The organism is Stutzerimonas azotifigens DSM 17556 (assembly GCF_000425625.1).
GTDB classification, from domain to species: Bacteria; Pseudomonadota; Gammaproteobacteria; order Pseudomonadales; family Pseudomonadaceae; genus Stutzerimonas; species Stutzerimonas azotifigens.
Genome location: NZ_KE384413.1, coordinates 73,658 through 95,913 on the forward strand (window position 1 = coordinate 73,658; position 22,256 = coordinate 95,913).

General features: G+C 67.7%; 27 protein-coding genes. 7 read left to right on the plus strand and 20 right to left on the minus strand.

What is annotated here, in order from left to right; translation table 11 throughout:
* Positions 1-7 precede the first annotated feature (7 nt).
* The 4 genes from H610_RS0116735 to rnd all read right to left on the minus strand — a co-directional run bounded on the left by H610_RS0116735 (position 8) and on the right by rnd (position 3,223).
* Complete coding sequence (locus H610_RS0116735) at positions 8-1,231, minus strand: M61 metallopeptidase family protein (protein WP_028240750.1); 1,224 nt, start codon at positions 1,229-1,231, stop codon at positions 8-10.
* 54 nt (positions 1,232-1,285) lie between these two features.
* Positions 1,286-1,735 carry a YcgN family cysteine cluster protein gene (locus tag H610_RS0116740; protein WP_028240751.1) on the minus strand — a complete coding sequence of 150 codons (450 nt, stop codon included), beginning with the start codon at positions 1,733-1,735 and terminating at the stop codon, positions 1,286-1,288.
* A 74-nt stretch (positions 1,736-1,809) separates the two neighbouring features.
* Positions 1,810-2,103, minus strand: coding sequence for a YcgL domain-containing protein (locus tag H610_RS0116745; RefSeq protein WP_028240752.1), 294 nt, complete (start codon positions 2,101-2,103; stop codon positions 1,810-1,812).
* A gap of 1 nt (position 2,104) precedes the next feature.
* On the minus strand, positions 2,105-3,223 hold the full coding sequence (gene rnd, locus H610_RS0116750; protein WP_028240753.1) for a ribonuclease D: 1,119 nt from the start codon (positions 3,221-3,223) through the stop codon (positions 2,105-2,107).
* A gap of 153 nt (positions 3,224-3,376) precedes the next feature.
* Between rnd and H610_RS0116755 the strand changes: the two genes are divergently transcribed.
* Together H610_RS0116755 and H610_RS0116760 are read left to right on the plus strand one after the other, a co-directional pair.
* Positions 3,377-4,231 (plus strand): sulfurtransferase, encoded by an 855-nt coding sequence (locus H610_RS0116755; protein WP_028240754.1) that lies wholly within the window; start codon positions 3,377-3,379, stop codon positions 4,229-4,231.
* A gap of 169 nt (positions 4,232-4,400) precedes the next feature.
* Positions 4,401-5,693 carry an OmpP1/FadL family transporter gene (locus tag H610_RS0116760; protein ID WP_028240755.1) on the plus strand — a complete coding sequence of 431 codons (1,293 nt, stop codon included), beginning with the start codon at positions 4,401-4,403 and terminating at the stop codon, positions 5,691-5,693.
* A gap of 52 nt (positions 5,694-5,745) precedes the next feature.
* Here H610_RS0116760 and H610_RS0116765 read toward each other — a convergent pair whose 3' ends face one another.
* The 12 genes from H610_RS0116765 to H610_RS0116820 form a co-directional block, all read right to left on the minus strand.
* Positions 5,746-6,294: a glutathione peroxidase gene (locus H610_RS0116765; RefSeq protein WP_028240756.1), complete on the minus strand. Its 549-nt coding sequence runs from the start codon at positions 6,292-6,294 to the stop codon at positions 5,746-5,748.
* A 276-nt stretch (positions 6,295-6,570) separates the two neighbouring features.
* Positions 6,571-7,113, minus strand: coding sequence for a flavodoxin (locus tag H610_RS0116770; RefSeq protein WP_028240757.1), 543 nt, complete (start codon positions 7,111-7,113; stop codon positions 6,571-6,573).
* A 196-nt stretch (positions 7,114-7,309) separates the two neighbouring features.
* Positions 7,310-8,623: an ATP-dependent Clp protease ATP-binding subunit ClpX gene (gene clpX / locus H610_RS0116775; protein ID WP_028240758.1), complete on the minus strand. Its 1,314-nt coding sequence runs from the start codon at positions 8,621-8,623 to the stop codon at positions 7,310-7,312.
* Positions 8,616-9,497, minus strand: coding sequence for a nitrogen fixation protein NifM (gene nifM, locus H610_RS0116780; RefSeq protein WP_028240759.1), 882 nt, complete (start codon positions 9,495-9,497; stop codon positions 8,616-8,618). Before nifM ends, clpX begins: the two co-directional genes overlap by 8 nt.
* A complete protein-coding gene (locus tag H610_RS0116785; RefSeq protein WP_028240760.1) occupies positions 9,487-9,957 on the minus strand; it encodes a nitrogen fixation protein NifZ in 471 nt (156 codons plus the stop codon). Before H610_RS0116785 ends, nifM begins: the two co-directional genes overlap by 11 nt.
* A gap of 18 nt (positions 9,958-9,975) precedes the next feature.
* Positions 9,976-10,323 (minus strand): nitrogenase-stabilizing/protective protein NifW, encoded by a 348-nt coding sequence (gene nifW, locus H610_RS0116790; protein WP_028240761.1) that lies wholly within the window; start codon positions 10,321-10,323, stop codon positions 9,976-9,978.
* Positions 10,320-10,859 (minus strand): hypothetical protein, encoded by a 540-nt coding sequence (locus tag H610_RS0116795; RefSeq protein WP_028240762.1) that lies wholly within the window; start codon positions 10,857-10,859, stop codon positions 10,320-10,322. Before H610_RS0116795 ends, nifW begins: the two co-directional genes overlap by 4 nt.
* A gap of 12 nt (positions 10,860-10,871) precedes the next feature.
* Positions 10,872-11,615, minus strand: coding sequence for a serine O-acetyltransferase (gene cysE, locus H610_RS0116800; protein WP_028240763.1), 744 nt, complete (start codon positions 11,613-11,615; stop codon positions 10,872-10,874).
* Entirely contained in the window at positions 11,612-12,757 is a 1,146-nt protein-coding gene (nifV, locus tag H610_RS0116805) for a homocitrate synthase (RefSeq protein WP_028240764.1), read from the minus strand. Before nifV ends, cysE begins: the two co-directional genes overlap by 4 nt.
* 38 nt (positions 12,758-12,795) lie before the next feature.
* Positions 12,796-14,004 carry a cysteine desulfurase NifS gene (gene nifS / locus H610_RS0116810; RefSeq protein ID WP_028240765.1) on the minus strand — a complete coding sequence of 403 codons (1,209 nt, stop codon included), beginning with the start codon at positions 14,002-14,004 and terminating at the stop codon, positions 12,796-12,798.
* 1 nt (position 14,005) lies between these two features.
* On the minus strand, positions 14,006-14,947 hold the full coding sequence (gene nifU, locus H610_RS0116815) for a Fe-S cluster assembly protein NifU (protein WP_028240766.1): 942 nt from the start codon (positions 14,945-14,947) through the stop codon (positions 14,006-14,008).
* Between the two features lie 61 nt (positions 14,948-15,008).
* Complete coding sequence (locus H610_RS0116820; RefSeq protein ID WP_028240767.1) at positions 15,009-15,332, minus strand: HesB/IscA family protein; 324 nt, start codon at positions 15,330-15,332, stop codon at positions 15,009-15,011.
* Between the two features lie 387 nt (positions 15,333-15,719).
* On the opposite strand from H610_RS0116820, the gene H610_RS0116825 reads away from it, so the two are divergent.
* The 5 genes from H610_RS0116825 (at position 15,720) to H610_RS0116845 (ending at position 19,466) form a co-directional block, all read left to right on the plus strand.
* Positions 15,720-16,526 (plus strand): TOBE domain-containing protein, encoded by an 807-nt coding sequence (locus tag H610_RS0116825; RefSeq protein WP_028240768.1) that lies wholly within the window; start codon positions 15,720-15,722, stop codon positions 16,524-16,526.
* Positions 16,527-16,537: 11 nt separating this feature from the next.
* Positions 16,538-17,287, plus strand: a complete 750-nt coding sequence (gene modA, locus H610_RS0116830) for a molybdate ABC transporter substrate-binding protein (RefSeq protein ID WP_028240769.1) — start codon at positions 16,538-16,540, stop codon at positions 17,285-17,287.
* 10 nt (positions 17,288-17,297) lie between these two features.
* Positions 17,298-17,978, plus strand: a complete 681-nt coding sequence (modB, locus tag H610_RS0116835; RefSeq protein ID WP_028240770.1) for a molybdate ABC transporter permease subunit — start codon at positions 17,298-17,300, stop codon at positions 17,976-17,978.
* Positions 17,979-17,988: 10 nt separating this feature from the next.
* Complete coding sequence (modC, locus tag H610_RS0116840) at positions 17,989-19,086, plus strand: molybdenum ABC transporter ATP-binding protein (protein ID WP_028240771.1); 1,098 nt, start codon at positions 17,989-17,991, stop codon at positions 19,084-19,086.
* 161 nt (positions 19,087-19,247) lie between these two features.
* Positions 19,248-19,466, plus strand: coding sequence for a Nif11-like leader peptide family natural product precursor (locus tag H610_RS0116845; protein WP_028240772.1), 219 nt, complete (start codon positions 19,248-19,250; stop codon positions 19,464-19,466).
* 764 nt (positions 19,467-20,230) lie between these two features.
* Here the strand turns inward: H610_RS0116845 and H610_RS24095 are convergent.
* Genes H610_RS24095 through H610_RS0116865 form a run of 4 tightly spaced genes read right to left on the minus strand, consistent with a single transcriptional unit; the run spans position 20,231 to position 22,254 of the window.
* Positions 20,231-20,602: a hypothetical protein gene (locus tag H610_RS24095; RefSeq protein ID WP_236614314.1), complete on the minus strand. Its 372-nt coding sequence runs from the start codon at positions 20,600-20,602 to the stop codon at positions 20,231-20,233.
* A gap of 38 nt (positions 20,603-20,640) precedes the next feature.
* On the minus strand, positions 20,641-21,390 hold the full coding sequence (locus H610_RS0116855; protein WP_028240773.1) for a DUF364 domain-containing protein: 750 nt from the start codon (positions 21,388-21,390) through the stop codon (positions 20,641-20,643).
* Positions 21,383-21,757 carry a hypothetical protein gene (locus H610_RS0116860; RefSeq protein WP_028240774.1) on the minus strand — a complete coding sequence of 125 codons (375 nt, stop codon included), beginning with the start codon at positions 21,755-21,757 and terminating at the stop codon, positions 21,383-21,385. Before H610_RS0116860 ends, H610_RS0116855 begins: the two co-directional genes overlap by 8 nt.
* On the minus strand, positions 21,757-22,254 hold the full coding sequence (locus H610_RS0116865; RefSeq protein ID WP_028240775.1) for a tetratricopeptide repeat protein: 498 nt from the start codon (positions 22,252-22,254) through the stop codon (positions 21,757-21,759). Before H610_RS0116865 ends, H610_RS0116860 begins: the two co-directional genes overlap by 1 nt.
* Between the last annotated feature and the right edge of the window lie 2 nt (positions 22,255-22,256).

Consider the following 22,256-nt stretch of genomic DNA (forward strand, 5'->3'; position numbering starts at 1 on the left):
GGCCGGTTCAGCGCAGCAGCCGGGTATCCAGTACCTCCGAAGACCCGCCGAGCATGGTTTCGGTGATGGCGATGATGTCCTGGGTGCTGGCCTTGTCCAGGCGCATCAGCCCGCGCGCGACGTCGTCCAGCGAGTGCCGGCCCTTGCTGCGGTTGCGGATTTCCCGGTCGAGCTCCTGCAGCAGCAACACGGCACGCGCGGTGACCTTGCCGGTCGAGCGCTCGGTGCGCAGGCTGTCCACCCCGCGGCTCCACTGGGTCAGGTCCTCGCGCACCTTGCGATAGCGCGACTCGCTGAGCCCGCCGGCGCGGCGCATCAACTCGATCGCGTAGTATTCGGCCAGGCCCTCGGTGATCCAGTCGCTGCGGTCGGTGGCGCGGATGCGGCTGAACACGTGGACCAGTTCGTGCACCAGCGAACTGGTGCCGTTCTCGCTGACCAGCGGGCGATCGGCATGCAGGTAGAGCGAGTTCGGCGCCGACAGGCCACCGCGCCACATCGGGTCGCCGGCGCTGACGATCAGCAGCTTGGCCGGGTCGCGCGGGAAGACGTTCTGCAGTTCCGGCCAGACGAAGCTGAGGAAGGTGAGGATGTCCATGCGGTGCACGCCCTGCCCCACCGGTGCGGACACGGTCACGTCGGTCTGCCCGAGCTGGTCGCGGCGGCTGCCGAGCTTGCCGGCGAGCATCCAGCCCACCGGCCGGTCGAACAGGCGCTCGGGGTTGTCGATGCGAAAGCGGTTCTTGCCTACCCGCGGCCAGCCGGTCTCGACGCTTTTCCAGCCTTCCGGCAGCTCGAAGGTCAGGCGCGCGACGAATCGCGTGCCGTCGACCTCGTCCAGGTTCGCGGCCGGCACCAGGTCGTCGCCGCGGAACAGCGCCCACTGCTCGGTCATCATCGCGTCGTAGCGGCCGCTGTCGCGCTGGTTGGAGATGCGCACCCGGTAGCGCAGCTCGGCCTTGCCGGCGGCGGGGCGCCAGATGCCGCGACCGGGCGTGTCCTCGCTCCACTCGCCGTCGGCCTGGAAGTCGCTGTAGCGGCCCTCGTCGCCCAGGTTGAAATCGAAGCTGCGCACCCTGGCGCCGTCCTCGAGGACCATACGCACCTCGGCCTGGTCCTGCTCGGGCAGCAGCCGCACGTGGTAGTCCAGGTCGACACGCTTGGCCGCGAAGGCCGGACCGGCGACGAGCAGGATCAGGACGGCGAACAGCAGGGAAAGGCGTGCGGGCATCGTGCAGCTCCAGTCAGACAGGGCAATGCTGAGACGGTGACGTACCGACGAGATTCAACCGGCGCGGAAAATCAGGTGTGCCTCCCATTCGTCCTCGTCGACCTGGCCTTCGCCGAGCATGCGCCCAGCCTGGGAGATGCCCTCGGCGTGCACCGCGTCCGGATCGCCGCAGACCAGGTGGTGCCAGAGCGGCAGGTCCTTGCCTTCGGCGACCAGGCGGTAGCCGCAGGTCGGCGGCAGCCACTTGAATTCGGCCGCGTCCGCCGGCGTCAGGCGGATACAGTCCGGCACGCTGGCGCGGCGGTTGACGTAGTCGCTGCAACGGCATGTCTGTAGGTCGAGCAGCTTGCAGGCGATACGGGTGTAGTAGACGCTGCCATCGTCCTCGTCCTCGAGCTTCTGCAGGCAGCACAGGCCGCAGCCGTCGCAGAGCGACTCCCACTCCTCGGCGTCGAGCTGATCGAGGCGTTTGCGTTTCCAGAAGGGTTCGACTTTGGCGGCCATAATGCGGGGGCAAGCGGAAAAGCGGGCAGTCTAGCCTGCCGGCGGGAGGCGTCCAAGCCCGCGCCGGCGGGCGGTCAGACCGGGTCGTTCATGCGCAGGAGTTCGTCCGGCAGATGCTCGATGTACTCGTCCTGGGGCGGCGGCATCTGCAGGTGGTAGCCCTGCTTCTCGATGTTGGCCAGCACCTTGGCGACGTCCTCACGGGCCAGCTTGCGCTCCGGCGTCAGCACCATGTCGAAGGCATGCTGCGGCGGGCCGAAGGCCGCCAGCAGCCCTTCGGGCACCCGGCTGAGCGCTTCGCGCTTGTCCACGTAGAGGTACATCTCGTTCTTGCGCGGGCTCTTGTAGATCGAGCAGATACGTTTCATCTCATTGCTCCAGCGCCTGCAGCAGCGCGGCGCCCATGCGCTCGCGGCGCCAGCCGCGCAGCGAGTCTGGAAGTTGATACGGTCCCTGAGGGTAGCCCGTCTTGAGCAGCGCCTCGAGCACCCGCTTGCGCAGCATCAGCTCCGGGGTGATGCCCAGCCGCTCGGCCTCGCCCTGGCCGACCCGGCGCAGCTTTTTCAGCATGCCGGAGGCATCCAGCGGCAGCGGCTCGGGCACCCGCGGCGGCCAGGTCTCCGGCGCGCTGGCGGCCGCGGCGGCGATGAGGTCGAGGATCTGCTGGCCGTCCTGGCGGATGGTGCGCGGGTGCATGTCGTCGATCTTCGCCAGCGCGGTCAGGTCCTTCGGCTGGTAGCGCGCCAGCGGCCACAGGCTGGCCTCGCGCAGGATGCGGTTGCGCGGCTGGTTGCGCGCCCGGGCCTCGCGCTCGCGCCAGGCCGCCAGGTCGCGCAGCACGGCGAGCTGCTGGCGGCTGAGCCGCCAGGACTGCTTGACGTCGAGATAGCGCTCCTCCGGCAGCGCCTCGCGCTGCAGGTTGCCCACCAGCTCGGCGCCGTCCTCGAGCACCCAGCGGTACTTCTCCTCGGGCAGCCGCGTCTTCAGCTCGACGTACAGCTCGGCCAGGTGCTGCGCATCCTCGGCGGCGTACTGCACCTGGGTTTCGCTGAGCGGACGCTGCAGCCAGTCCGAGCGGGTCTCGCCCTTGGGCAACTCGACACCGAGCACGGTCTGCACCAGGCGCGAATAGCCCATCGAGAAGCCGATGTTCAGGTAGCCGGCGGCGAGCTGGGTGTCGAACAGCGGCTCGGGCAGCGTGCCGGTCAGGCGCAGCAGGACTTCGAGGTCTTCGCTGCAGGCATGCAGCACCTTGACCACGGCCTCATCGCGCAGCAGTTCGGCGAACGGGCCCCAGTCCTTCACGCTCAGCGGATCGATCAGGTAGGCGCTCCGGCCGTCGCCGACCTGCACCAGTCCGGCGATCGGATAGAAGGTGTCTACCCGCATGAATTCGGTATCCACGGCGACGAAGGGCAACTGCCGCCAGGCCACGCACAGTTCGGCCAGGCTCGCATCGTCGAGTACCCAATGAATGTCGATCGCCACGCAGCTCTCCTCTGTTCTGGCCACCCGTCCGGCCGGCGCCGTTCGAGCCGCGCAGTATATACACCTATGCCCGTGCCGGTGCCCGATCCGCGCACGGCGACGCACTCCCGGATTTCCGGTAAGGTGCCTCTCCGCCTCGAGGAGGATGCCCCCATGTCGCTTGCTCAACTGATCCATCCGGAGCAATTGGCCGCCCGCCTGCAACGGCCCGAACTGCTGCTGCTCGATTGCCGCTTCGCCCTGGAAGACCCGCAATACGGGCAGCGCAGCTACGAACAGGGCCACCTGCCGGGCGCCCGCTTCGCCGACCTCGAACGCGACCTGTCCGGCCCCGTCGAACCGGGCGTTACCGGCCGCCACCCGCTGCCGGACCCCGAGCGCCTGCTCGGCCGCCTGCGCGCCTGGGGGCTGGAGGAGAACAGTGAAGTAGTGCTCTACGACGACGGCCCCGGCGCCTTCGCCGCACGCGCCTGGTGGCTGCTGGCCTGGCTCGGCAAGCGCGAGGGCGTGTATCTGCTCGACGGCGGCCTGAAGGCCTGGACCGAAGCCGGCCTGCCGCTGACCACCGAGAAGCCCGCACCGCGCCGCGGCGGCTTCCAGGGCGCACCCGACGCGCGCCTGGTGCTCGGCGCGAACGAACTGCTGGAACGGCTCGGCGAACCCGGGCTGATTCTGCTCGACGCCCGCGCTCCGGCGCGCTTCCGCGGCGAGGTGGAGCCGATCGACCCGGTCGCCGGGCACATTCCCGGCGCGCAGTGCGCCCCCTTCACCGACAACCTCAATGCCAACGGTCGCTTCCTGCCGCCCGAGCGCCTGCGCGAGCGCTTCGAGCGGCTGCTCGGCCCGCGCCCGGCCAAGGGCGCGGTCGCCTACTGCGGCTCGGGCGTCACCGCCTGCCATAACCTCTTCGCCATGAGCCTGGCCGGCCTGCCGCTGCCGGCGCTCTATGCCGGCTCCTGGAGCGAATGGATCACCGACCCGGCGCGTCCGCGCGCCAGGGGTGAATGACCTGACAAGGCGAGAGCGAAACTGACCGACCGGTCGCGGTCAAAGGTGTTCGAGGAAGTTGGGCTTGTTTTCCCGACCGCGGTTACGAAAATTTGCAATGCGCCGTCTTGCTAGCCGTTCGAGAAAATTGCTAGCTTCCGACCCGCTTTTATCCCGGAGTAGCACAACAATGAAAACAACATGGTTGAAGACCGTAGCCGCGGTAGCCGCAGGCGCCCTGACCAGCCAGGCCATGGCTGCCGGTTTCGCGATCAATGAACAAAGCGTCAGCGGCATGGGTACCTCCTTCGCAGGCCGCTCCTCGGCCGGTGAAGATGCAACCACCGTCTTCGGCAACCCCGCCGCCATGTCACGCCTCAAGCGCGAAGAGATTTCTGTCGGCGCGGCGGCAATCTATGCCAAGACCGATATCAAGAATGCAAGCAGCACCGGAGCGTTCGGTCCTGTTTCAGGCTCGAACGATGGCGACATGGTGCCTTTCACCGCCATACCCATGGGCTACTGGGTCAAGCCGCTGGACGAAAAGGTCACCTTCGGCCTGGGCGTGTATGTGCCTTTCGGCCTGATCACTGATTACGAAGGCGGCTTCCAGGGCCGCTACCACGGGGACTACAGCGAAGTTCGGGTGATTACCATTCAACCGACCTTGAGCTATCGCTTCAACGACAAGCTGTCGGTAGGCTTCGGCACGACCATCAACCGCATCGATGGGAAATTGGAAAGCGCAGTAGCGAGCCCGATTGGCGCTGCCGATAGTCGTGTGAAGATCAAGGGCGACGATGTCGCCGCCGGCTTCAACGTGGGCGTGCTGTACGAGTTCACGCCCAGCACCCGCGTCGGCCTGACCTATCACTCGAAGGTCAAATACGAGCTTGAGGGAAGCACGCGCATCAGCGGCAGCGACCCCGTTCTGGGTGGCATGCTGAATGCCTATGGCAAATACGACGCCAGCCTCGACCTGACCACGCCGGAAGTGGTCGACTTCTCGATCACCCACGAGCTGAACGACCGCTGGACGATCTACGCGGGTAGCGCCTTCACCCGCTGGAGCCGGCTCGACGAAATCCGCGTCAATAACGAAGGGGTTTCTCCGATTGCAGCCTCCCAAGGATTCGGCAGCATCGCGGAGGAACAAAACTGGCACGACACCTGGTCTCACGCGATCGGCGCGTCCTACAAGCTCAGCCCTCAGCTGACGCTGCGCGCAGGTATCGCCGTCGATCAATCGCCGACCAACAACCAGAACCGCTCGCCTCGCATCCCGAGCGGCGACCGTAAGGCCTTCAGTCTCGGCCTCGGCTGGGCCGTCACCCCCGACATGAGCGTCGATTTGGCCTATTCCTACCTCAAGGAAGAGGATACCGACATCAATCTCCCGGCCGAAAACACCAGCCCCTCATACGTAGCCACCTACGAAAACAGCGCCCACGGCTTCGGCGCCCAGCTGAACTACCGCTTCTAACCGGCAAGCGGTCAAGCCAGAAAAGGCCGGACAGGCGACTGTCCGGCCTTTTTCATTCCTTCAGCGCCTGCTCCACCGCTGCCACCAGCGCCGGATCGTCCGGTTTCGTCTTGCTGGGGAAGTAGGCCACCACCCGCCCCTGCCGGTCGACCACGTACTTGTAGAAGTTCCAGCGCGGCGCCTGGCCCGCCTGTTCGGCCAGGTCGCGGAACAGTGGCGTGGCATCCCCGCCGCGCACCGGCTGGGTAGCCGCCATGTCGAAGGTCACGCCGTAGTTCACGTAGCACACCTCCGCCGTCTCGGCATCGTCGTCGGACTCCTGGAAGAAGTCGTCCGAGGGCACGCCGAGCATAGCCAGGCCCTGACCGCGATACCGTTGATAGAGCGCTTCCAGGCCTTCGAACTGGGGCGTGTAGCCGCAATGGCTGGCGGTGTTGACCACCACCAGCGCCTTGCCCTGGTAGGCCTGGCAGAGGTCGATGCGCTCCTTCGAGCGCAGCTTGGGCAGCTCGTGTTGCAGCAAGGCAGGACATTCGGCGGCCGGCGCCGGTACGACAGGCAGCGCGAACACGAGCGAGGCAATGAACGTGCGAACCTTCATGGCGAATCTCCATTGTCGGTTTCACAGCCACGCTACTCCGCCCATGCCCGCCGGGCAACGATTCGGGCGGATCGCTGTTGAACTCGAGCCTCGGCGTAGGAAAAACGTTGGGCTTCTACGCGCCCGCGTTCGCCGCGAGGGTGCCTCCCACCGGACTCGGTGGGCGACGCCGCTTTTGTGGGAGGCCCGATCTCGGGGCGAGCTTGTCCAGGTTACACCGGGGAACGCAGGTTGGGCTGGGTCGCCAGGATTCGGCGCAGCGAAGGCCCGGCGAGCTCACAACGGCAGGTCGAATGCCGGCGCGATCTGCCGCAGCCAGGCGTCCAGCCGCTCTTCGGTCAGGTTGCTCTGGTTGTCCAGGTCCAGCGCCAGCCCGACGAACTTGCCATCCACCACCGCTTCGGAATGATCGAATTCATAACCGGCCGTGGGCCATTCGCCGACCAGGTTGGCGCCGCGCTCGGCGAAGAAGGCGTGCAGTTCGCCCATGGCATCGAGGAACTCGTCGGCATAGCCCACCTGGTCGCCGAGGCCGAAGATGGCCACGGTCTTGCCGGTGAAATCCAGCCCCTCGAGCTTCGGCAGGAATTCCTCCCAGCTCTCGTTCTCGCAGTCGGCGCTCAGCCCCGGCAGCAATCCCTCGCCCAGGGTCGGCGTGCCGAGGATCAGGTGCGAATAGGCGGCGAAATCCTCCGCGCTCGTGCGGTTGACGTTGAGCGGATCAGCCAGGGTGTCGTCGTCGAAGCGCTTCTTGATCATCTTGGCGACCTTGCGCGTCTTGCCCGTGTTGCTGCCGAAGAAAAGTCCGATCCTGGCCATCACGCCACCTCGTTGCTGTTGAATGAATGTCACCTCGCCGGGTCCGTGCCCGCCAGGCAGAACCTTCCCAGCAGAAAACACGCCAGGCGAGAAAAACGCCTTAATCTTTAAAAACAATAAGTTGCGCTCGAAAATCCTGTAGCAAACCGCACATCCCACGAAGGCCGGCCAGCCGTCGCTGTCGGCATTGCGACATTCAGCCGTCGACCCTCAACAGCGCGCGCTGCCCGGGCGTGGCGGCCGGTCGGCTGGCGGGTTGCGCCTCACCCTGCTCGTCGAACTGCCTGAGCACCACCAGTTCGCTGCCCTCCTCGTCGAGGTCGAGCAGGCAACTGCGCAGCTGCGGCTGCGCCGGCATTTCGAACATGGTGCGCTGCAACGCGCCCTCCATGACCGCCCGCAGGCCGCGCGCGCCGGTGCGGCGCAGCAGCGCCTGGTCGGCGATGTGGCTGAGCGCCGCCGGGCTGAACTCCAGCTTCACCCCCTGGTAGGCGAACAGCTGCTGGTACTGCTTGACCAGCGCATTGCGCGGTTCGCTGAGAATGCGCAGCAGCGTCGCGTGGTCCAGCTCGCGGAGGAAGGTGATGATTGGGAAGCGGCCGATGAACTCCGGGATCAGGCCGAACTCATGGAGATCGTCCGGCAGCAGCGCCGCCAGCAGTTCGTTGATCGAGGGTGTCTGCTGCTGCGGCCGGGTATGGAAGCCGATCGCACTGCCGCGCGGATGCACACGGCTGCCGACCAGGGTTTCCAGGCCAGGGAAGGCGCCGCCGGCGATGAACAGGATGTTGCGGGTGTCCACCACCTGCTCCTCGCCATGCTCGCCCCGCCGGCCACCCTTGCCGATGCGCACTTCGCTGCCCTCGACCAGCTTGAGCAGCGCCTGCTGCACACCTTCGCCGGAGATGTCGCGCACCGCCGTGCCGCCCCCGCCGCGCCGTGCCAGCTTGTCCACCTCGTCGATATAGACGATGCCCCATTGCGCCCTCTGCACGTCGCCGCCGGCGGCGTCCAGCAAGCGGGCGATGATGCTGTCGACGTCGTCGCCGACGTAGCCGGCCTGGGTCAGCGTGGTGGCGTCAGCCGAGGCGAAGGGCACGCCGAGGATGCGCGCCAGGGTGCGTACCAGCAGGGTCTTGCCGGTTCCCGAGGGGCCGGCCATGAGGATGTTGGATTTCTCCAGTTCGACCGTCCCGCCCAGCTGGCAGACCGGCTCGCGGGCGCCGTTGAGCAGGCGCAGGTAGTGGTTGTAGACCGCCACCGCGAGGGTTTCCTTGGCCGCCTGCTGGCCGATCACCGACTCGTCCAGGTGCTGCATGCAGGCCGCCGGGGTGACCAGTTGCGGCGCCAACTGCTGGGCCTGGCGCCGCTGCCCCCAACTGCTCACCACCTGGTGGGCGAGCTTGACGCAGGCCTCGCAGATGCGCCCCTCGTTGCCGGCGATCAGGGGGACCGTCGGCGATTTCTCCGCGCCGCAGAAGGAGCAGCAGGGCTTTTCGGTTTCACTCATGGGGCAGCGTCTCCACGGGAGTTGGGGCGGACTGCAGCAAACCGGCCAGCCATGCGCGCTGGTGCCGCTCGCACTGACGGGCCTGGAGCCGCTCACGCAGGTGCGGCAGCACCTCCTGCAGCGACATCTGGCCGGCCGGGTGGATGGCCTCGCAGAACACCAGGTGAAAGCCCAGCGGCGATTCCACCACCGGGCCGATCTCTCCTTCGCCGAGGCCGAACAGGCAGGCTTCCAGCTGCGCATAGAGCACGCCGGGGCGCACCAGGCCGAGGCTCCCGCCGTCCATCGCCGAAGGGCATTCGGAATGCTTCAGCGCCTGCTCGGCAAAGCGCCGTGGCTTGCGCCGCAGGCGCCCGGCGATCTGGTTGATGCGGCGCCAGGCACTGGCCCGGGTGTTCTCGGGGAAGGCCTCGTTGACGGTGATCAGGATGTGCCGCGCGCGCCGCGTGGCGGGTCGCACGAAGCGCTCCGGATGATTGAAGTAGTACAGGCTGACGTCCGTGTCGGTGATCTCGGGCAGCCCGGTGCAGACGCGTTGCAGCACCGTCTCGACCTTGAGTTCGCGGGCCAGCAGCCGGCGCAGCCCGGCCTCGTCCAGGCCGCTGTCGTCCAGCGCCCTGTGCAGCTCATCGGGCGTCTCGTAGCGGGAGACGATCGCCGCCCAGGCGTCATCGACCTGCTCGGGCGGAATCACCACGCCACAGGCCTCGGGGCTGTGCAGCACGGCATCCTCCAGCTGCAGCTGGCGATCGGCGATGCGCTCGGCCTGCTCGCGCTGCGGCGTGCTCAGGGCCGCCGGTGCGCAGCCGAAACGCTCGTGGGCGACCTTCAGCAGCTGGTAGCGGGCGCCGCCGGCGACCGGATCAATGCTCATGCTCGCCTCCCGCCCGCGCATCGGCCCAGGCCAGGCTCGTCTCGGGCACCTGCAGCACCCGGCCGTCGCCGAAATACACGTGGTACTGAATGCCGCCGGGCAGGTCACGCAGCACCTTCTCGATGCTGCCGGTACAGCCCTGCCGCACTACCACCTCGCCGCGTACGGCAAGGCTTCGGGTGGCGATCACCTGGTCGCGGAATTCGAACAGGTTGGGTATCCACGGGTCCGACGCGGGAATCAGTTCCTCCTCGCGGCAGCCCACCGTGCAGCCCTGCTCGAGGAAATGCACGCGATAGATCAGTTGATCCTGCAGGTAGGTGCCGACGTCGTAGACGCAGCCCACAGCCCCGCGGCGCAGCAGCAAGGCACCGGTGTCCTTGCCGGGGTAGGTGCCGTCGTTGCGCACGTTGCGGATCAGCCTGACAGCCTGGCCATATTCGTAGAGCGGCAGGCTCATGCGCCCTCCTCCCGCCGGTCAGCCCAGCAGTTGATCGACCGAGACGAAGGTCGTCTGCGGCTCGTGCATGCGGAACACCTTGAAGACCTTCTCGGTCTGCGCGTCGGAGCTGACGAAATCCTCGTAGGCGCGGGCCAGCAGCCGGCGGTAGACGGCGTGCCGCGCGGCCTCCTGCAGATCGTCCAGGTCGCCGGCCTGGCTCAGGTAGTCGTGATAGCGCTGCATGATGTGCAGGCGGTTGACCTGGACCACGGAGGGCACGAAGGGCACGCCGAAGAAGTTCAGGAAGTCCTCGGCGGACACCAGCTCCTCCAGCGCCTCGTCCAGGGCTCCGTCGAGGTTCGGTTCGGCGGCTTGTTCGCTCATGGGCGTGTCTCCAGGGTGGCGGCAGGGGGAAAGGTGAGGACGGTGGCGTCATTGGCCGCCAGCACGTCGAGCAGCAGACGCGCCCCAAGGCGGTTGTCCGCGTCCAGTTCGACGACCTTGGCCAGCATCGACTTGCCCTGGCCGAACAGGCCCAGGCGCAGGCTCAGGTAACCGGCGCCCTTGAGCGCCAGCAGGTGAAAGCGCAGCAGGCCGATGGCGTCGGGCGCCACGTGCACAAGGCTGCCGGCATCGAGTTCGCGCCAGTCCGCCGGCAAGCCCAGGCGCGGCGCAACCACGTCCAGCACCCGCGCGGCGATGGCCAGGGCATCGGCATGGCGATGTTGGTAGAAGTAGAAGCGGTAGAGCCCGACCAGCACGCTGAGGTCGCCCGGCGCCAGCGCGTGCGCTGCCAGCAGCGGCCGCTCCGCCTTGCCGTCGGCGTATTGCGCGGCGGCGTCGGCCAACAGCGCCGCGACGCGCGGCAGGCGCGGTTCGTCGAAGTAGAGGGCGGTGTCGTCGAAATCCTGCAGGTCCATGGGCGCGCTCCGTTACCGCCCGGCCATGGCCGGGCAGTCGTTTTCACACAGGCCGTTGTCCGGCTGGCAGTCCTGGTAACGCCGCTGCTGGCTGCCGGCGGCGACCAGACCGCCCTGCTCGACCTGCTTCTCCAGGCTGTCCAGGCGCTCCAGCAGGCAGGCGATGGCCTTGCCCACCGGGTCGGGGATCAGGTGATGATCGAGATCGATGCCGTGCGCGTTGGGCCGCCCAGCCTCGCGCAGGCGCACCACCTTGCCGGGAATGCCGACCACCGTGCAGCCGTCCGGCACGTCCTGCACCACCACCGAATTGGCGCCGACCCGCGCCTTGGCGCCAATGCTGATCGGCCCGAGGATCTTCGCCCCGGCGCCGACCAGCACGCCGTCGCCCAGGGTCGGATGACGCTTGCCCTTGCGCCAGCTGGTGCCGCCCAGCGTCACGCCGTGGTAGAGGGTGACGTCGTCGCCGATCTCGGCAGTCTCGCCGATCACCACGCCGGCGCCGTGGTCGATGAAGAAGCGCGCGCCGATGCGGGCGCCGGGGTGGATATCGACGTTGCTCAGCAGCCGTCCGGCGAAACTCAGCAGGCGCGCGGCATAGCGCCACTCGCGGCGCCACAGGCGATGCGCGAGGCGGTGCAGGATGATCGCGTGCACGCCCGGATAGGTGGTCAGCACCTCCAGCGTGGAGCGTGCGGCAGGGTCGCGCTGGAATACGCAGCGCACGTCGTCGCGGCATTCGCGGTACAGGCTCATGCGGCACCTCCGGCCAGGGCCAGGCCCTGTTCGCACAGCTGCTGGTAGAAAACATGCAGGTCGGCGCTCTGCGGGCTGCGCTTGGTCTGCGTGGAGAAGCGGCGGATGCAGCCGAGCAGCGCGCGGCTCTGCCACTGCTGTAGCTCGATGCCCAGCTCGCGGTAGCTCAGCTCGACCATGTGCGCGCCGGAATGCTTGCCCAGCACCAGGCTGTGGCTGCGCCCGAGCTCGTCGGGATTGAGCCCCTCGTAGTTGCGCCGGTGCTTGAGCAGCCCGTCGACGTGGATGCCCGCCTCATGGGTGAACACCCCGGCGCCGACCACGCTCTTCTGCCAGGCCACCTGACGTCCGGAGGCCTGTTCCACCAGCGCCGAGATCGAGGGAATGCCGCGCACGTCGATGCCGCAGTCGATGCCGTGGAGGTGCTTGAGCGCCAGCGCGCATTCCTCCAGCGCGGCGTTGCCGGCCCGTTCGCCGAGGCCGTTGACCGTGGTGTTGATATGCGTGGCCCCACCCCGCACGGCAGCCAGGGTGTTGGCCGTGGCCAGGCCGAAGTCGTCGTGGGCATGCACTTCCAGCTCCAGGTCCAGGCGCCCGGCGAGAAAGCGGAAGCGCTCGTGCATCGCGAACGGCTCCATCACCCCCACCGTGTCGGCGAAGCGCAACCGCCGCGCGCCGGCGGCCTGGGCGACTTCTGCCACGCGAACGATGAATTCCGGATCGGCGCGCGAGGCGTCCTCGCAGCCCAGGCACACCTCCAGCCCGGCGTCGCGCGCCGCGCCCACCAGCCGCGCGACCTCGCGCAACGCCCAGTCGCGGTCGCGGCCGAGCTTGTGCTGCAGCATCAGGTCCGAGACCGGCAGCGACAGGTCGACCATGCCCACGCCGGTGCCGCAGGCGGCCAGCAGGTCGCTGTCGCACAGCCGGCACCAGGCCAGCAGCCGTACCGGCAGGGCGAGCCCAGCGATGGCGCGCATCACCTCGCACTCCTCCTCGCCCATGCTGGGGATGCCGATCTCCAGCTCCAGCACGCCGAGTTGCGCCAGGGCACGGGCGATGGCGATCTTCTCCTCGGCGTTGAAGGCGACCCCGGCGCTCTGCTCGCCGTCGCGCAGGGTGGTGTCGTCGATCACGATGGACATGCTGAACCTCCTCGCCGCCGCGGGCGGCCTCCTGGCCGTCAGGCGTAGACCGGCGCGAACGATTGCCCCGCTTCCTCGGCCGGGCCGTTGCCGCTCCAGTAGGGCGACAGCTTGCGCAGCTGGGCGATGATCGGCGGCACCTCGCGGATCACGTAGTCGATCTGCTCCTCGGTGGTGTAGCGCGACAGCGAGAAGCGCACGCTGCCGTGCGCCGCCGTGTAGGGAATGTCCATCGCGCGCATCACGTGGGACGGCTCCAGCGAACCGGAGGTGCAGGCCGAACCGCTGGAGGCGGCGATGCCGACCTTGTTCAGCAGCAGCAGGATGGCCTCGCCCTCGATGTATTCGAAGGCGATGTTGGCAGTGTTCGGCAGGCGGTTGTCCGGGTCGCCGGTGACGAAGGCATAGGGCACCGCGGCGAGGATGCCGGCCTCGAGCCTGTCACGCAGGCGCCGGACCTCGGTATTCTCGTGTTCCATGAAGGCCAGCGCGCGCTCGGCGGCGACGCCCAGGCCGACGATCGACGCCGAATTCTCGGTGCCGGCACGGCGGCCGCGCTCCTGGTGGCCACCGCGCAGCAGCGGCCGGAAGCGCGTGCCACGACGCAGGTAGAGCACGCCGACGCCCTTGGGCGCATGCAGCTTGTGACCGGACAGCGAGAGCATGTGGATGGCGCTGTCCTTCAGGTTCATCGGCACCTTGCCGACCGCCTGCACCGCATCGGTGTGGAACATGATGCCGGCGTCATCGGCCATCTGCGCCATCCGCTCCACCGGGAACAGCGTGCCGGTCTCGTTGTTGGCCCACATCACCGAGACGATGGCCACGTCGTCGTCGAGCAGCGCGGCGTACTCCGCCAGGTCCAGGCGACCCTTCTTGTCCACCTTGAGCTTGTGCACGGTGTAGCCGTCCTCGGCCAGGTGGTCGCACAGGCTGAGGATCGCCGGGTGTTCGACCACCGTGGTGATGAGGGTCTTGCGCTCGGGCTGGGCCTTGAGCGCCGAGAGGATCGCGGTGGAATCGGCCTCGGTGCCGCAGGAGGTGAACACGATCTCCGAGTCGTACTCGGCGCCAAGCAGCCGCTGCACGCTCTGCCGTGCCTTCTTCAGCGCCATGCCGACCTGGTTGCCGAAGCTGTGCAGCGACGACGGGTTGCCGAACTGTTCGGTGAAGAACGGCAGCATCGCCTGCACCACTTCCTCGTCGACGCGGGTGGTCGCGTTGTTGTCGAGATAGATGTCGTTCATCTCACACCTCCGCCATCGCGCTGTGGGCCGGGGAACTGACCGGGACCACCTTGACGAACTCGCCGAGCTCCTCGATCAGCCGCTGCTGGATGCCGGACAGCGTCATGCTCGCCATCTGGCAGCCGGTGCAGGCGCCGGTCAGCTTGACGTAGATGTTCTTGCTCTCCACATCCAGCAGCTCGACGTCGCCATGGTCGCGCTGCAGGGTGGGACGGATCGATTCGAGCACCCGCTCGATGCGGCGGATGCGCTGCAGGTTGGTCATGGGCTGCGCGGCAGGCGCCGGCTGTGGTGCCTGCAGCGGTACCGGCGAAGCCTTGGCCTTCTTCCTGGCGGCCCTGGCGCCGGTGCCGGCCGGCACGAAGATCTCGCCGCGCGCGGCCAGTTCCTCGACCAGCAGCCGCTCGATGCCTTCATGGCAGGACGAGCAGCCGCCACCGGCCTTGGTGTAGTTGGTCACCTCCTCGACGCTGGAAAGCCGGTTGGCGCGGATGGTCTCGCGCACCATCACCTCGTCGACGGCGAAGCACTTGCACACCAGCGCGCCTTCCTCGTGGTCGTCCTCGAGGGTTTCGCCGCGGTAGTTGGCCACCGCCGCCTGCAAGGCCTCGCGGCCCATCACCGAGCAATGCATCTTTTCCGGCGGCAGGCCGTCGAGGAAATCGGCGATGTCCTGGTTGCTGATCTTCAAAGCCTGGTCGACGGTCAGCCCCTTGATCATCTCGGTCAGCGCCGAGGACGAGGCGATTGCCGAGCCGCAGCCGAAGGTCTGGAAGCCCGCGTCGAGAATCACGTCGGTGGAAGGATCCACCTTCAGCGACAGCCGAAGGGCATCGCCGCAACTCAGCGAGCCGACGTCGCCGACGGCATTGGCCTCGGCCACGGCGCCGGCGTTCTTCGGGTTGTAGAAATGCTCTTTGACCTTTTCCGAATAATCCCACATGACGGCTGATCTCCCGGTGAATGCTGGGCAGCCGGTCCTGGCCGGCCGCCTCGAGTGGCGCTTAGCAGGCGAAGGACTTGCCGCAGCTGCAACCGCCGCTGGCGTTCGGGTTGACGAAGGTAAAACCGCTGCCTTCCATGCTCTCGACGAAATCCATGGTCACGCCGGCGAGTAGCGGCGCGCTGGCGTCGTCGATCAGCACGGTGAAGGCGCCACAGTCGACCCGCTGGTCACCGGCGAGGTCCTGCTCTTCCAGCTTCAGGCTGTACTTCAGCCCCGCGCAGCCGCCGCCCTCGACGCTGATGCGCAGCCCGGCGGTGGGCTTTTCGTTCTGGCTGATGAAGCGGTTGATCGCGTTCTTGGCGCTTTCGGTCAGGGTAATCATCGGCGTGTCTCCTCGGCTGTGGCAGCGACCCGGCCGCCCGCAGAAGAGCAGGTGCAACGCCTGTGCCACGCCTTTCCCGACCAGAAAAGCGCTTTGCAATCAGTTGATTACAGAAGCGATCCGGCATGCCTGGGCTGTCGCGAACGGGACGCGCGCGAACCCAATGTCGGTTTTGCGACAAGCCGGGCGGCGGCCGGAGCGCACGCCGGATCCTGTAGCGCTATATACAAAAAGATATAGCGAACCCCACAATGTCGCTTTGCGAACAAACCGCAGGCGTGCCGCGGACGCACGCAAGTCACTGACCGCAAGGAACTTTCGCCCCCCCAGGCAGCCCTGGACGCGTTCTTGCACCGATTCGCCAGGGCCAACCCCGAGGACACGACGATGAACGAGGCACAGCTACCCCTGCGCGTGGACGGCCAACTCTGGTTCAACCGCGGTGAGAAGGGCTACCTGGGTGGCAAGCGCATCGACCTGCTGGAGCAGATCGAGGCCACCGGCTCCATCAGCCGCGCCGCCAAGGCCATCAAGCTGAGCTACAAGGCCGCCTGGGACGCGGTGGACGCCATGAACAACCTTTCCGAGCGGCCGCTGGTGATCTGCTCCGCTGGCGGCGCCCAGGGCGGCGGCACGCGCCTGACCGACTTCGGCCGCGAGATGCTGCACGTCTGGCGACGCATGCAGGCCGAGTACGAGCGCTTCCTCGCCCAGGTTGCCGAGGGCATCGAAGGCTTCGACGACATCGACCGGCTGCTGAGGGCCATCGCCATGAAGACCAGCGCACGCAACCAGTTCCGTGGCCGCATCACCACCGTCAGCAAGGGCGCCGTCAACGGCAGCCTGAACCTGGACATCGGCGAAGGCCTCTCCATCAGCGCCACCCTGACCAACGACAGCATCGACGAGCTGCAGCTGGCGCCCGGCAATACCGCCATGGCGTTGATCAAGGCCAGCTTCGTGCTGCTCTCCCCCGACCCGGACGTGAAAATCAGCGCCCGCAACCGCCTCACCGGCACCATCAGCGCGCTGATACCGGGCGCGGTGAACTGCGAGGTCAAGCTGCTGCTGCCGGGCAACCGCACCCTCAGCGCCGTGATCACCAACGAGAGCGCCGAAGAACTCGGTCTGGCCCTCGGCCAGCCCTGCACCGCGCTGATCAAGGCATCCCACGTCATCATCGCCGTCGATTGAAAGGAGTCGCCATGCACCCCGTCCACCGTTTCTGCACCGCCCTGCTGCTCTGCCTGCCGCTGACCGCCGTCGCCGACGACGTGCAGGTAGCGGTGGCCGCCAACTTCACCGCGCCGATCAAGGAAATCGCCGAGGCCTTCGAGAAGGAAACCGGCCACAGGGTGGTGACCTCGCTCGGCCCCACCGGCGGCCTCTACACCCAGATCAAGAACGGCGCGCCCTTCGAGGTCTTCCTCTCCGCCGACGACGGCACGCCGGCGAAGCTGGAAAGCGAAGGCGAGATCGTCCCCGGCTCGCGCTTCACCTACGCCATCGGCAAGCTGGTGCTCTGGTCGGCGCAACCCGGCTACGTCGACGAACAGGGCGAGGTACTGAAAAAGAACGACTTCAAGCACCTGTCCATCGCCAACCCGAAAACCGCACCCTACGGCCTGGCCGCCACCCAGGTGCTGGACAAGCTCGGCCTGAGCGAGAACGTCCGGCCGAAGCTCGTCGAGGGTGGCAACATCACCCAGGCCTATCAGTTCGTCGCCACCGGCAATGCCGAACTGGGCTTCGTCGCCCTGTCGCAGGTGTACAAGGACGGCGAGATCACCGGGGGCTCCGCCTGGAGGGTCCCGGACGCCATGTATGAACCGATCCGCCAGGACGCGGTGATCCTGAAGAAAGGCGCCGACAACCCGGCCGCCCAGGCCCTGGTCGACTACCTGAAAGGGCCGCAGGCCGCCAAGGTGATCGCCGCGTACGGCTACGAGAACTGAGCCGTCATCCATGCCGCTGTCCGTCCACGACATCGCCGCCATCCGCCTCACGCTGGAACTGGCCTCGCTGACCACGCTGCTGCTGTTGCTCATCGGCACACCCATCGCCTGGTGGCTGGCACGCACGCGATCGCGACTCAAGGGACCGGTCGGCGCGATCGTGGCGCTGCCGCTGGTGCTGCCGCCCACGGTGCTCGGCTTCTACCTGCTGGTCACCATGGGGCCGCACGGTCCCGTGGGCCAGTTCACCCAGTCCCTCGGGCTGGGCACCCTGCCCTTCACCTTCGCCGGACTGGTGGTGGGCTCGGTGTTCTACTCCATGCCGTTCGTCGTGCAACCCCTGCAGAACGCCTTCGAAGCCATCGGCGAGCGGCCGCTGGAGGTGGCCGCCACCCTGCGCGCCGGCCCCTGGGACACCTTCTTCAGCGTGGTCCTGCCGCTGGCCAAGCCGGGCTTCGTCACCGCCTCGATCCTCGGCTTCGCCCATACCGTCGGCGAGTTCGGCGTGGTATTGATGATCGGCGGCAACATCCCCGGCGTCACCCGCACGGTCTCGGTACAGATCTTCGATCACGTCGAGGCCATGGAATATGCCCAGGCGCACTGGCTGGCCGGCGGCATGGTGGTGTTCTCCTTCTTCGTGCTGCTGGCGCTCTACTCCAGCCGCCGCTTCAAGCCCGGCTTCAACTGAAGGGATTCGCATGACCGATTCGTCACCCGCCGGGCAGATCCTCGCCCGCTTCCGCCTGGCCTGGCCCGGGTTCGAACTGGACGTCGACCTGACCCTGCCCGGCCGCGGCGTGACGGCGCTGTTCGGCCATTCGGGCTCGGGCAAGACCACCTGCCTGCGCTGCGTCGCCGGCCTGGAGCGCGCCGGCGAGTCGCACCTGGAAGTCAACGGCGAACGCTGGCAGGACAGTGCGGCAGGACTCTTCGTCCCGGCGCACAGGCGCGCCCTCGGCTATGTGTTCCAGGAAGCCAGCCTGTTCCCGCACCTGTCGGCGCGACGCAACCTGGAATACGGCCTGCGCCGGGTCAGGGCCGCGCAGCGCCGGGTGGACTGGGATCACGTGGTGAAACTGCTGGGCATCGAACACCTGCTGGAGCGCCTGCCGGGCACGCTGTCCGGCGGTGAGCGCCAGCGCGTGGGCATCGCCCGCGCCCTGCTCACCAGCCCGCGCCTGCTGCTGATGGACGAACCCCTGGCCGCCCTGGACCTCAAGCGCAAGAACGAGATCCTGCCCTACCTCGAACGCCTGCGCGAGGAACTGGACATCCCGGTGCTCTACGTCAGCCACTCGCCCGACGAGGTCGCGCGGCTGGCCGATCACGTGGTGCTGCTCGACCAGGGCCGCGTGGTGGCCCAGGGCGGCCTGCGCGAAACCCTGGCCCGACTCGACCTTCCCACCGCCCTCGGCGAGGATGCCGGCGTGGTGGTCGAATCCGTGGTGGCCGAACACGACGACGCCTACCACCTGACCCGCCTGACCTTCCCCGGCGGCGAAGTACTGGTGGCGCGCCGCCCGGAAGCGCCCGGCCAGCGCCTGCGCTTTCGCGTGCATGCCCGCGACGTCAGCCTGGCGCTGACGCGCGCCGAAGGCAGCAGCATCACCAACCTGCTGCCCGCGCGGGTCGAAGCGCTGGCCGCGGCGGACACCCCGGCCCACGTGCTGGTGCGCCTGGACGCCGGCGGCACGCCATTGCTGGCGCGCATCACCCGCCGTTCGGCCGACCAGCTCGGCCTCGCCCCCGGCCTGCCGCTGTGGGCGCAGATCAAGGCCGTGGCATTGCTGGGGTAAGCGAGCGGTTGTTCGATTGTCGCCAATACGACAATCGACGGCCCGTCAAAACCTCATAACCCCTTGATATTCAAGGGAATGATCTCAGGCATCGAAGTTGCTATGGGATGCCTCGCCAGCCGTTCGGCGCTGGCTTCAGCCACAGCAACAGAGAGAACCCCATGTCCATCAAGGAAATCCAAGCCTTCTCGAGCCAGGCCATGAACGACCCGGCGCTCGGCGAAAAACTCAAAGCCTGCGACAAGGTCCGCGACCTGATCGCCCTCGGCAAGGAGCATGGCTACAGCATCGTCGAGGACCTGCTCTATCCGCCGAACGAACCGCAGTTCAGCGAAGCCCAGCTGTCGCCGAAGATGGCCAAGGCGCTGTTGCGGGCCTGAAACGGAACGCCGCCCGGCCCACCCTACGGAACTGCTTTTGTGAGAGGCCCCGACCCGGGGCGATGCTTGTCAGTCTTGGGCAGGCCTGCCGGCCTGCATCGCCGCGAGGGCGCGCCTCCCACAGGGCTCGGTGCTGCTGGCTGCTTTTGTGGGAGGTCCGACCCCGGGGTGATGCTTTTCAGTGCGGTAGAATGGGCTTCAGTCCACCTCGACGATTTCCACACCTGGAATTGGTGGGCTGAAGCGGAACGCCGCCCGGCCCCCTACGGAACAGCTTTTGTGGGAGGCCCGACCCCGGGGCGATGCTTGTCAGTCTTGGGCAGGCCTGCCGGCCTGCATCGCCGCGAGGGCGCGCCTCCCACGGGGCTCGGTGCTGCTGGCTGCTTTTGTGGGAGGCCCGCCCTCGGGGCGACGCTCTTCAGTGCGGTAGGATGGGCTTCAGTCCACCTCGACGATTTCCACAACTGGAATTGGTGGGCTGAAGCGGAACGCCGCCCGGCCCACCCTACGGAACGGCTTTTGTGGGAGGCCCGACCCCGGGGCGATGCTTGTCAGTCTTGGGCAGGCCTGCCGACCTGCATCGCCGCGAGGGCGCGCCTCCCACGGGGCTCGGTGCTGCTAGCTGCTTTTGTGGGAGGCCCGCCCTCGGGGCGATGCTTTTCAGTGCAGGGTGGGCTTCAGCCCACCTCGATGACGTCCATGCCTGGAGGTCAGGCTACGCGACCGCCCCGTTCCACGCGCCTACACTTCACCCTATCAGCACCTCATAGGCCCGGCCTGAGCAGTTCGCGGTCCAGCCAGGGCATGCCGATGCTCTGCGTCAGTTCGATCCAATGGGTTCCGATGGCCGCCCGGCACAGGTCGTGCCCGTCCAGTGCGGCGAGGAATACCGGTAGCACGCCGCCCGCCACTTCGAGGTCAACCCGGTAATCGGCCACCAACTCCAGCGGCTTCTCGATCCCCAGTTCGCGCTGCAGGCTGCGCAGGGCACTGGCCGGGTGGACCAGCAGATCGCTCCGTTCCGGGCCTTCGGCGAATACCGCGAGGGCCGGAAGCGGCTGCGGCAGCACCACCCCGCCACGCTGCGGCACGAGGAAATGCAGGCGCGCGCTGACCGGGTGCTTGTGACAGATCATGCCCCGCCAGCCCAACCGGCCGTCAGCCCGAGCCGCCATCATTCGCCGAGCGCCATCAAGGCATACTCCACCGGCCCGGCGAACAGCCGCGTGCCGCCACCCTCGGCAATCACCCGCCGCACCCCGGCAGGGTCGAGCACACGAACCCCGGCCAGGTAATCCACGCCGAAGCGCCGCCAGCCGTCCAGCCAGGGCAGGCTCGGCCCCATCAGCACCACCTGCGCCTGGCGCGACAATTCGAGCAGGCGCGGCAGGGTCTTGTTGGCGATGCTGCTGGCGCTGACGAACACCCAGTCGGCCCCGGGCAGCAGGTACTCGGCGGCGCAATCGGGCAGGTCGCCCTCCTGCAGATGGCGCTCCAGGCATTGATAGGGCTGGTCCTGCCAGAGCCGTTCGAGGCCGGGATAATGGCCGATCACCACGACCCGCTGGCCCGCCAGCCGCGGCCGGAAGTGCGCGAACACCTGCAGATGCCCCGGTACTTCCGAACGCAGCGCCAGCGCCTCGCATTGGCAGCCAGCGGCCGTATTCACGCTGGCGTTGAGCACGGCCAGGCCGACCGCGGCTTCGGCGTCGTTCCAGGACAGCAGCCAGGGCAGCAACGCGGCGTTGCCCTGCCCGGCGAGCGTGCCCGACCAGTCGAGCGTGCGCGGCACCTGGCGCGGGCTGAAGGCGAAGCCCTGGCTGCCGTCGACTTCGGCCAGCGTCCAGTTCAGCCCGAGGCACAGATGCTCGACGCGCCCAGAATGCGGTGCGCTGGCCAGCAGCCAGTCGTAGAGTTCATTCATGTTCGAGCGCCGGCAGCAGGCGCAACTCGCTTTTCAATGCGTCCGGCCAACCCCAGACGGCGACCGCCTCCACCAGCCAGGCCGGCTTGTGCGGGTGCGCCAGCAGCACGTCGAATTCGGCATAGACCTGGCCGTCGCCGTTGATCTGCATGCTGCCCAGAAAGTCGCCACGGGCGCTGCGCCACTCGCTGTAGAAGCATTCGCTGCGATCGAACGGATCGACCCGCACCTCGCTGCGGGTCGGCTCACCGTCGGCAGGCAGTTGCAACCTGATCGCCGCACGCTGCAGGCAGGCCTGCAGGGCATTCTGGATTTCGCCAAACAGCGGCCGCGCCGCGTGCAGGCGCGCTTCGACCGACGCGTTCATCAGTTTTCCTTTTCGAAGGCGCGGGCGATCTGCAGGAAGGCCTCGCCGCCGATTTCATCGCCCGGGTCCAGCTCCAGCAGCTTCTCCAGCACCCGCCGCGCATCGTCCACCTTGCCGCGGCGCAGGCGGATCACACCCAGCGCCTTGAGGCTGAACAGGTACAGCCGTTCGGCGCCGCAGCGCACCTGCCAATCAGCGCTGGCAGGGTGCAGGCGCCGGTAGTTGCGGCTGAAGCCGGCCTGGCCGGCCGCACGGCGCAGGGCTTCCCACACGGCGGCTTCGGCCTCCGGGTAGCGGGCCTGGAGAAAATAGAACTTGTACAGGCCGATATGCGCGTCCGGCTCCTCGCTCCAGCGCCGTCGAGCCTCCAGCAGCAGAGCCTCGATCGCCGCCGGATGTTCGAGACTGCGCGCGCTGTTCAGCAAGTAGCGCAGCCCGGTCGGCGTACGGTCGGAAAAGAACGCCCGCTCGGTCTCCAGCAACAGCACCTCGCCCATGC

Coding starts and splice junctions, on each gene's coding strand:
- clpX (WP_028240758.1), bottom strand. CDS start 8,623: ATGAGTGAAACCGAAAAGCCCTGCTGCTCCTTCTGCGGCGCGGAGAAA.
- nifM (WP_028240759.1), bottom strand. CDS start 9,497: ATGAGCATTGATCCGGTCGCCGGCGGCGCCCGCTACCAGCTGCTGAAG.
- cysE (WP_028240763.1), bottom strand. CDS start 11,615: ATGAGCCTGTACCGCGAATGCCGCGACGACGTGCGCTGCGTATTCCAG.
- H610_RS0116770 (WP_028240757.1), bottom strand. CDS start 7,113: ATGGCCAGGATCGGACTTTTCTTCGGCAGCAACACGGGCAAGACGCGC.
- H610_RS0116785 (WP_028240760.1), bottom strand. CDS start 9,957: ATGAGCCTGCCGCTCTACGAATATGGCCAGGCTGTCAGGCTGATCCGC.
- H610_RS0116825 (WP_028240768.1), top strand. CDS start 15,720: ATGAACGAGGCACAGCTACCCCTGCGCGTGGACGGCCAACTCTGGTTC.
- modB (WP_028240770.1), top strand. CDS start 17,298: ATGCCGCTGTCCGTCCACGACATCGCCGCCATCCGCCTCACGCTGGAA.
- H610_RS0116795 (WP_028240762.1), bottom strand. CDS start 10,859: ATGGACCTGCAGGATTTCGACGACACCGCCCTCTACTTCGACGAACCG.
- H610_RS0116860 (WP_028240774.1), bottom strand. CDS start 21,757: ATGAACGCGTCGGTCGAAGCGCGCCTGCACGCGGCGCGGCCGCTGTTT.
- H610_RS0116760 (WP_028240755.1), top strand. CDS start 4,401: ATGAAAACAACATGGTTGAAGACCGTAGCCGCGGTAGCCGCAGGCGCC.
- H610_RS0116865 (WP_028240775.1), bottom strand. CDS start 22,254: ATGGGCGAGGTGCTGTTGCTGGAGACCGAGCGGGCGTTCTTTTCCGAC.
- H610_RS0116735 (WP_028240750.1), bottom strand. CDS start 1,231: ATGCCCGCACGCCTTTCCCTGCTGTTCGCCGTCCTGATCCTGCTCGTC.
- H610_RS0116820 (WP_028240767.1), bottom strand. CDS start 15,332: ATGATTACCCTGACCGAAAGCGCCAAGAACGCGATCAACCGCTTCATC.
- nifU (WP_028240766.1), bottom strand. CDS start 14,947: ATGTGGGATTATTCGGAAAAGGTCAAAGAGCATTTCTACAACCCGAAG.
- nifW (WP_028240761.1), bottom strand. CDS start 10,323: ATGAGCGAACAAGCCGCCGAACCGAACCTCGACGGAGCCCTGGACGAG.
- modC (WP_028240771.1), top strand. CDS start 17,989: ATGACCGATTCGTCACCCGCCGGGCAGATCCTCGCCCGCTTCCGCCTG.
- H610_RS0116855 (WP_028240773.1), bottom strand. CDS start 21,390: ATGAATGAACTCTACGACTGGCTGCTGGCCAGCGCACCGCATTCTGGG.
- H610_RS24095 (WP_236614314.1), bottom strand. CDS start 20,602: ATGATCTGTCACAAGCACCCGGTCAGCGCGCGCCTGCATTTCCTCGTG.
- H610_RS0116755 (WP_028240754.1), top strand. CDS start 3,377: ATGTCGCTTGCTCAACTGATCCATCCGGAGCAATTGGCCGCCCGCCTG.
- H610_RS0116745 (WP_028240752.1), bottom strand. CDS start 2,103: ATGAAACGTATCTGCTCGATCTACAAGAGCCCGCGCAAGAACGAGATG.
- H610_RS0116765 (WP_028240756.1), bottom strand. CDS start 6,294: ATGAAGGTTCGCACGTTCATTGCCTCGCTCGTGTTCGCGCTGCCTGTC.
- H610_RS0116845 (WP_028240772.1), top strand. CDS start 19,248: ATGTCCATCAAGGAAATCCAAGCCTTCTCGAGCCAGGCCATGAACGAC.
- H610_RS0116740 (WP_028240751.1), bottom strand. CDS start 1,735: ATGGCCGCCAAAGTCGAACCCTTCTGGAAACGCAAACGCCTCGATCAG.
- modA (WP_028240769.1), top strand. CDS start 16,538: ATGCACCCCGTCCACCGTTTCTGCACCGCCCTGCTGCTCTGCCTGCCG.
- nifV (WP_028240764.1), bottom strand. CDS start 12,757: ATGTCCATCGTGATCGACGACACCACCCTGCGCGACGGCGAGCAGAGC.
- nifS (WP_028240765.1), bottom strand. CDS start 14,004: ATGAACGACATCTATCTCGACAACAACGCGACCACCCGCGTCGACGAG.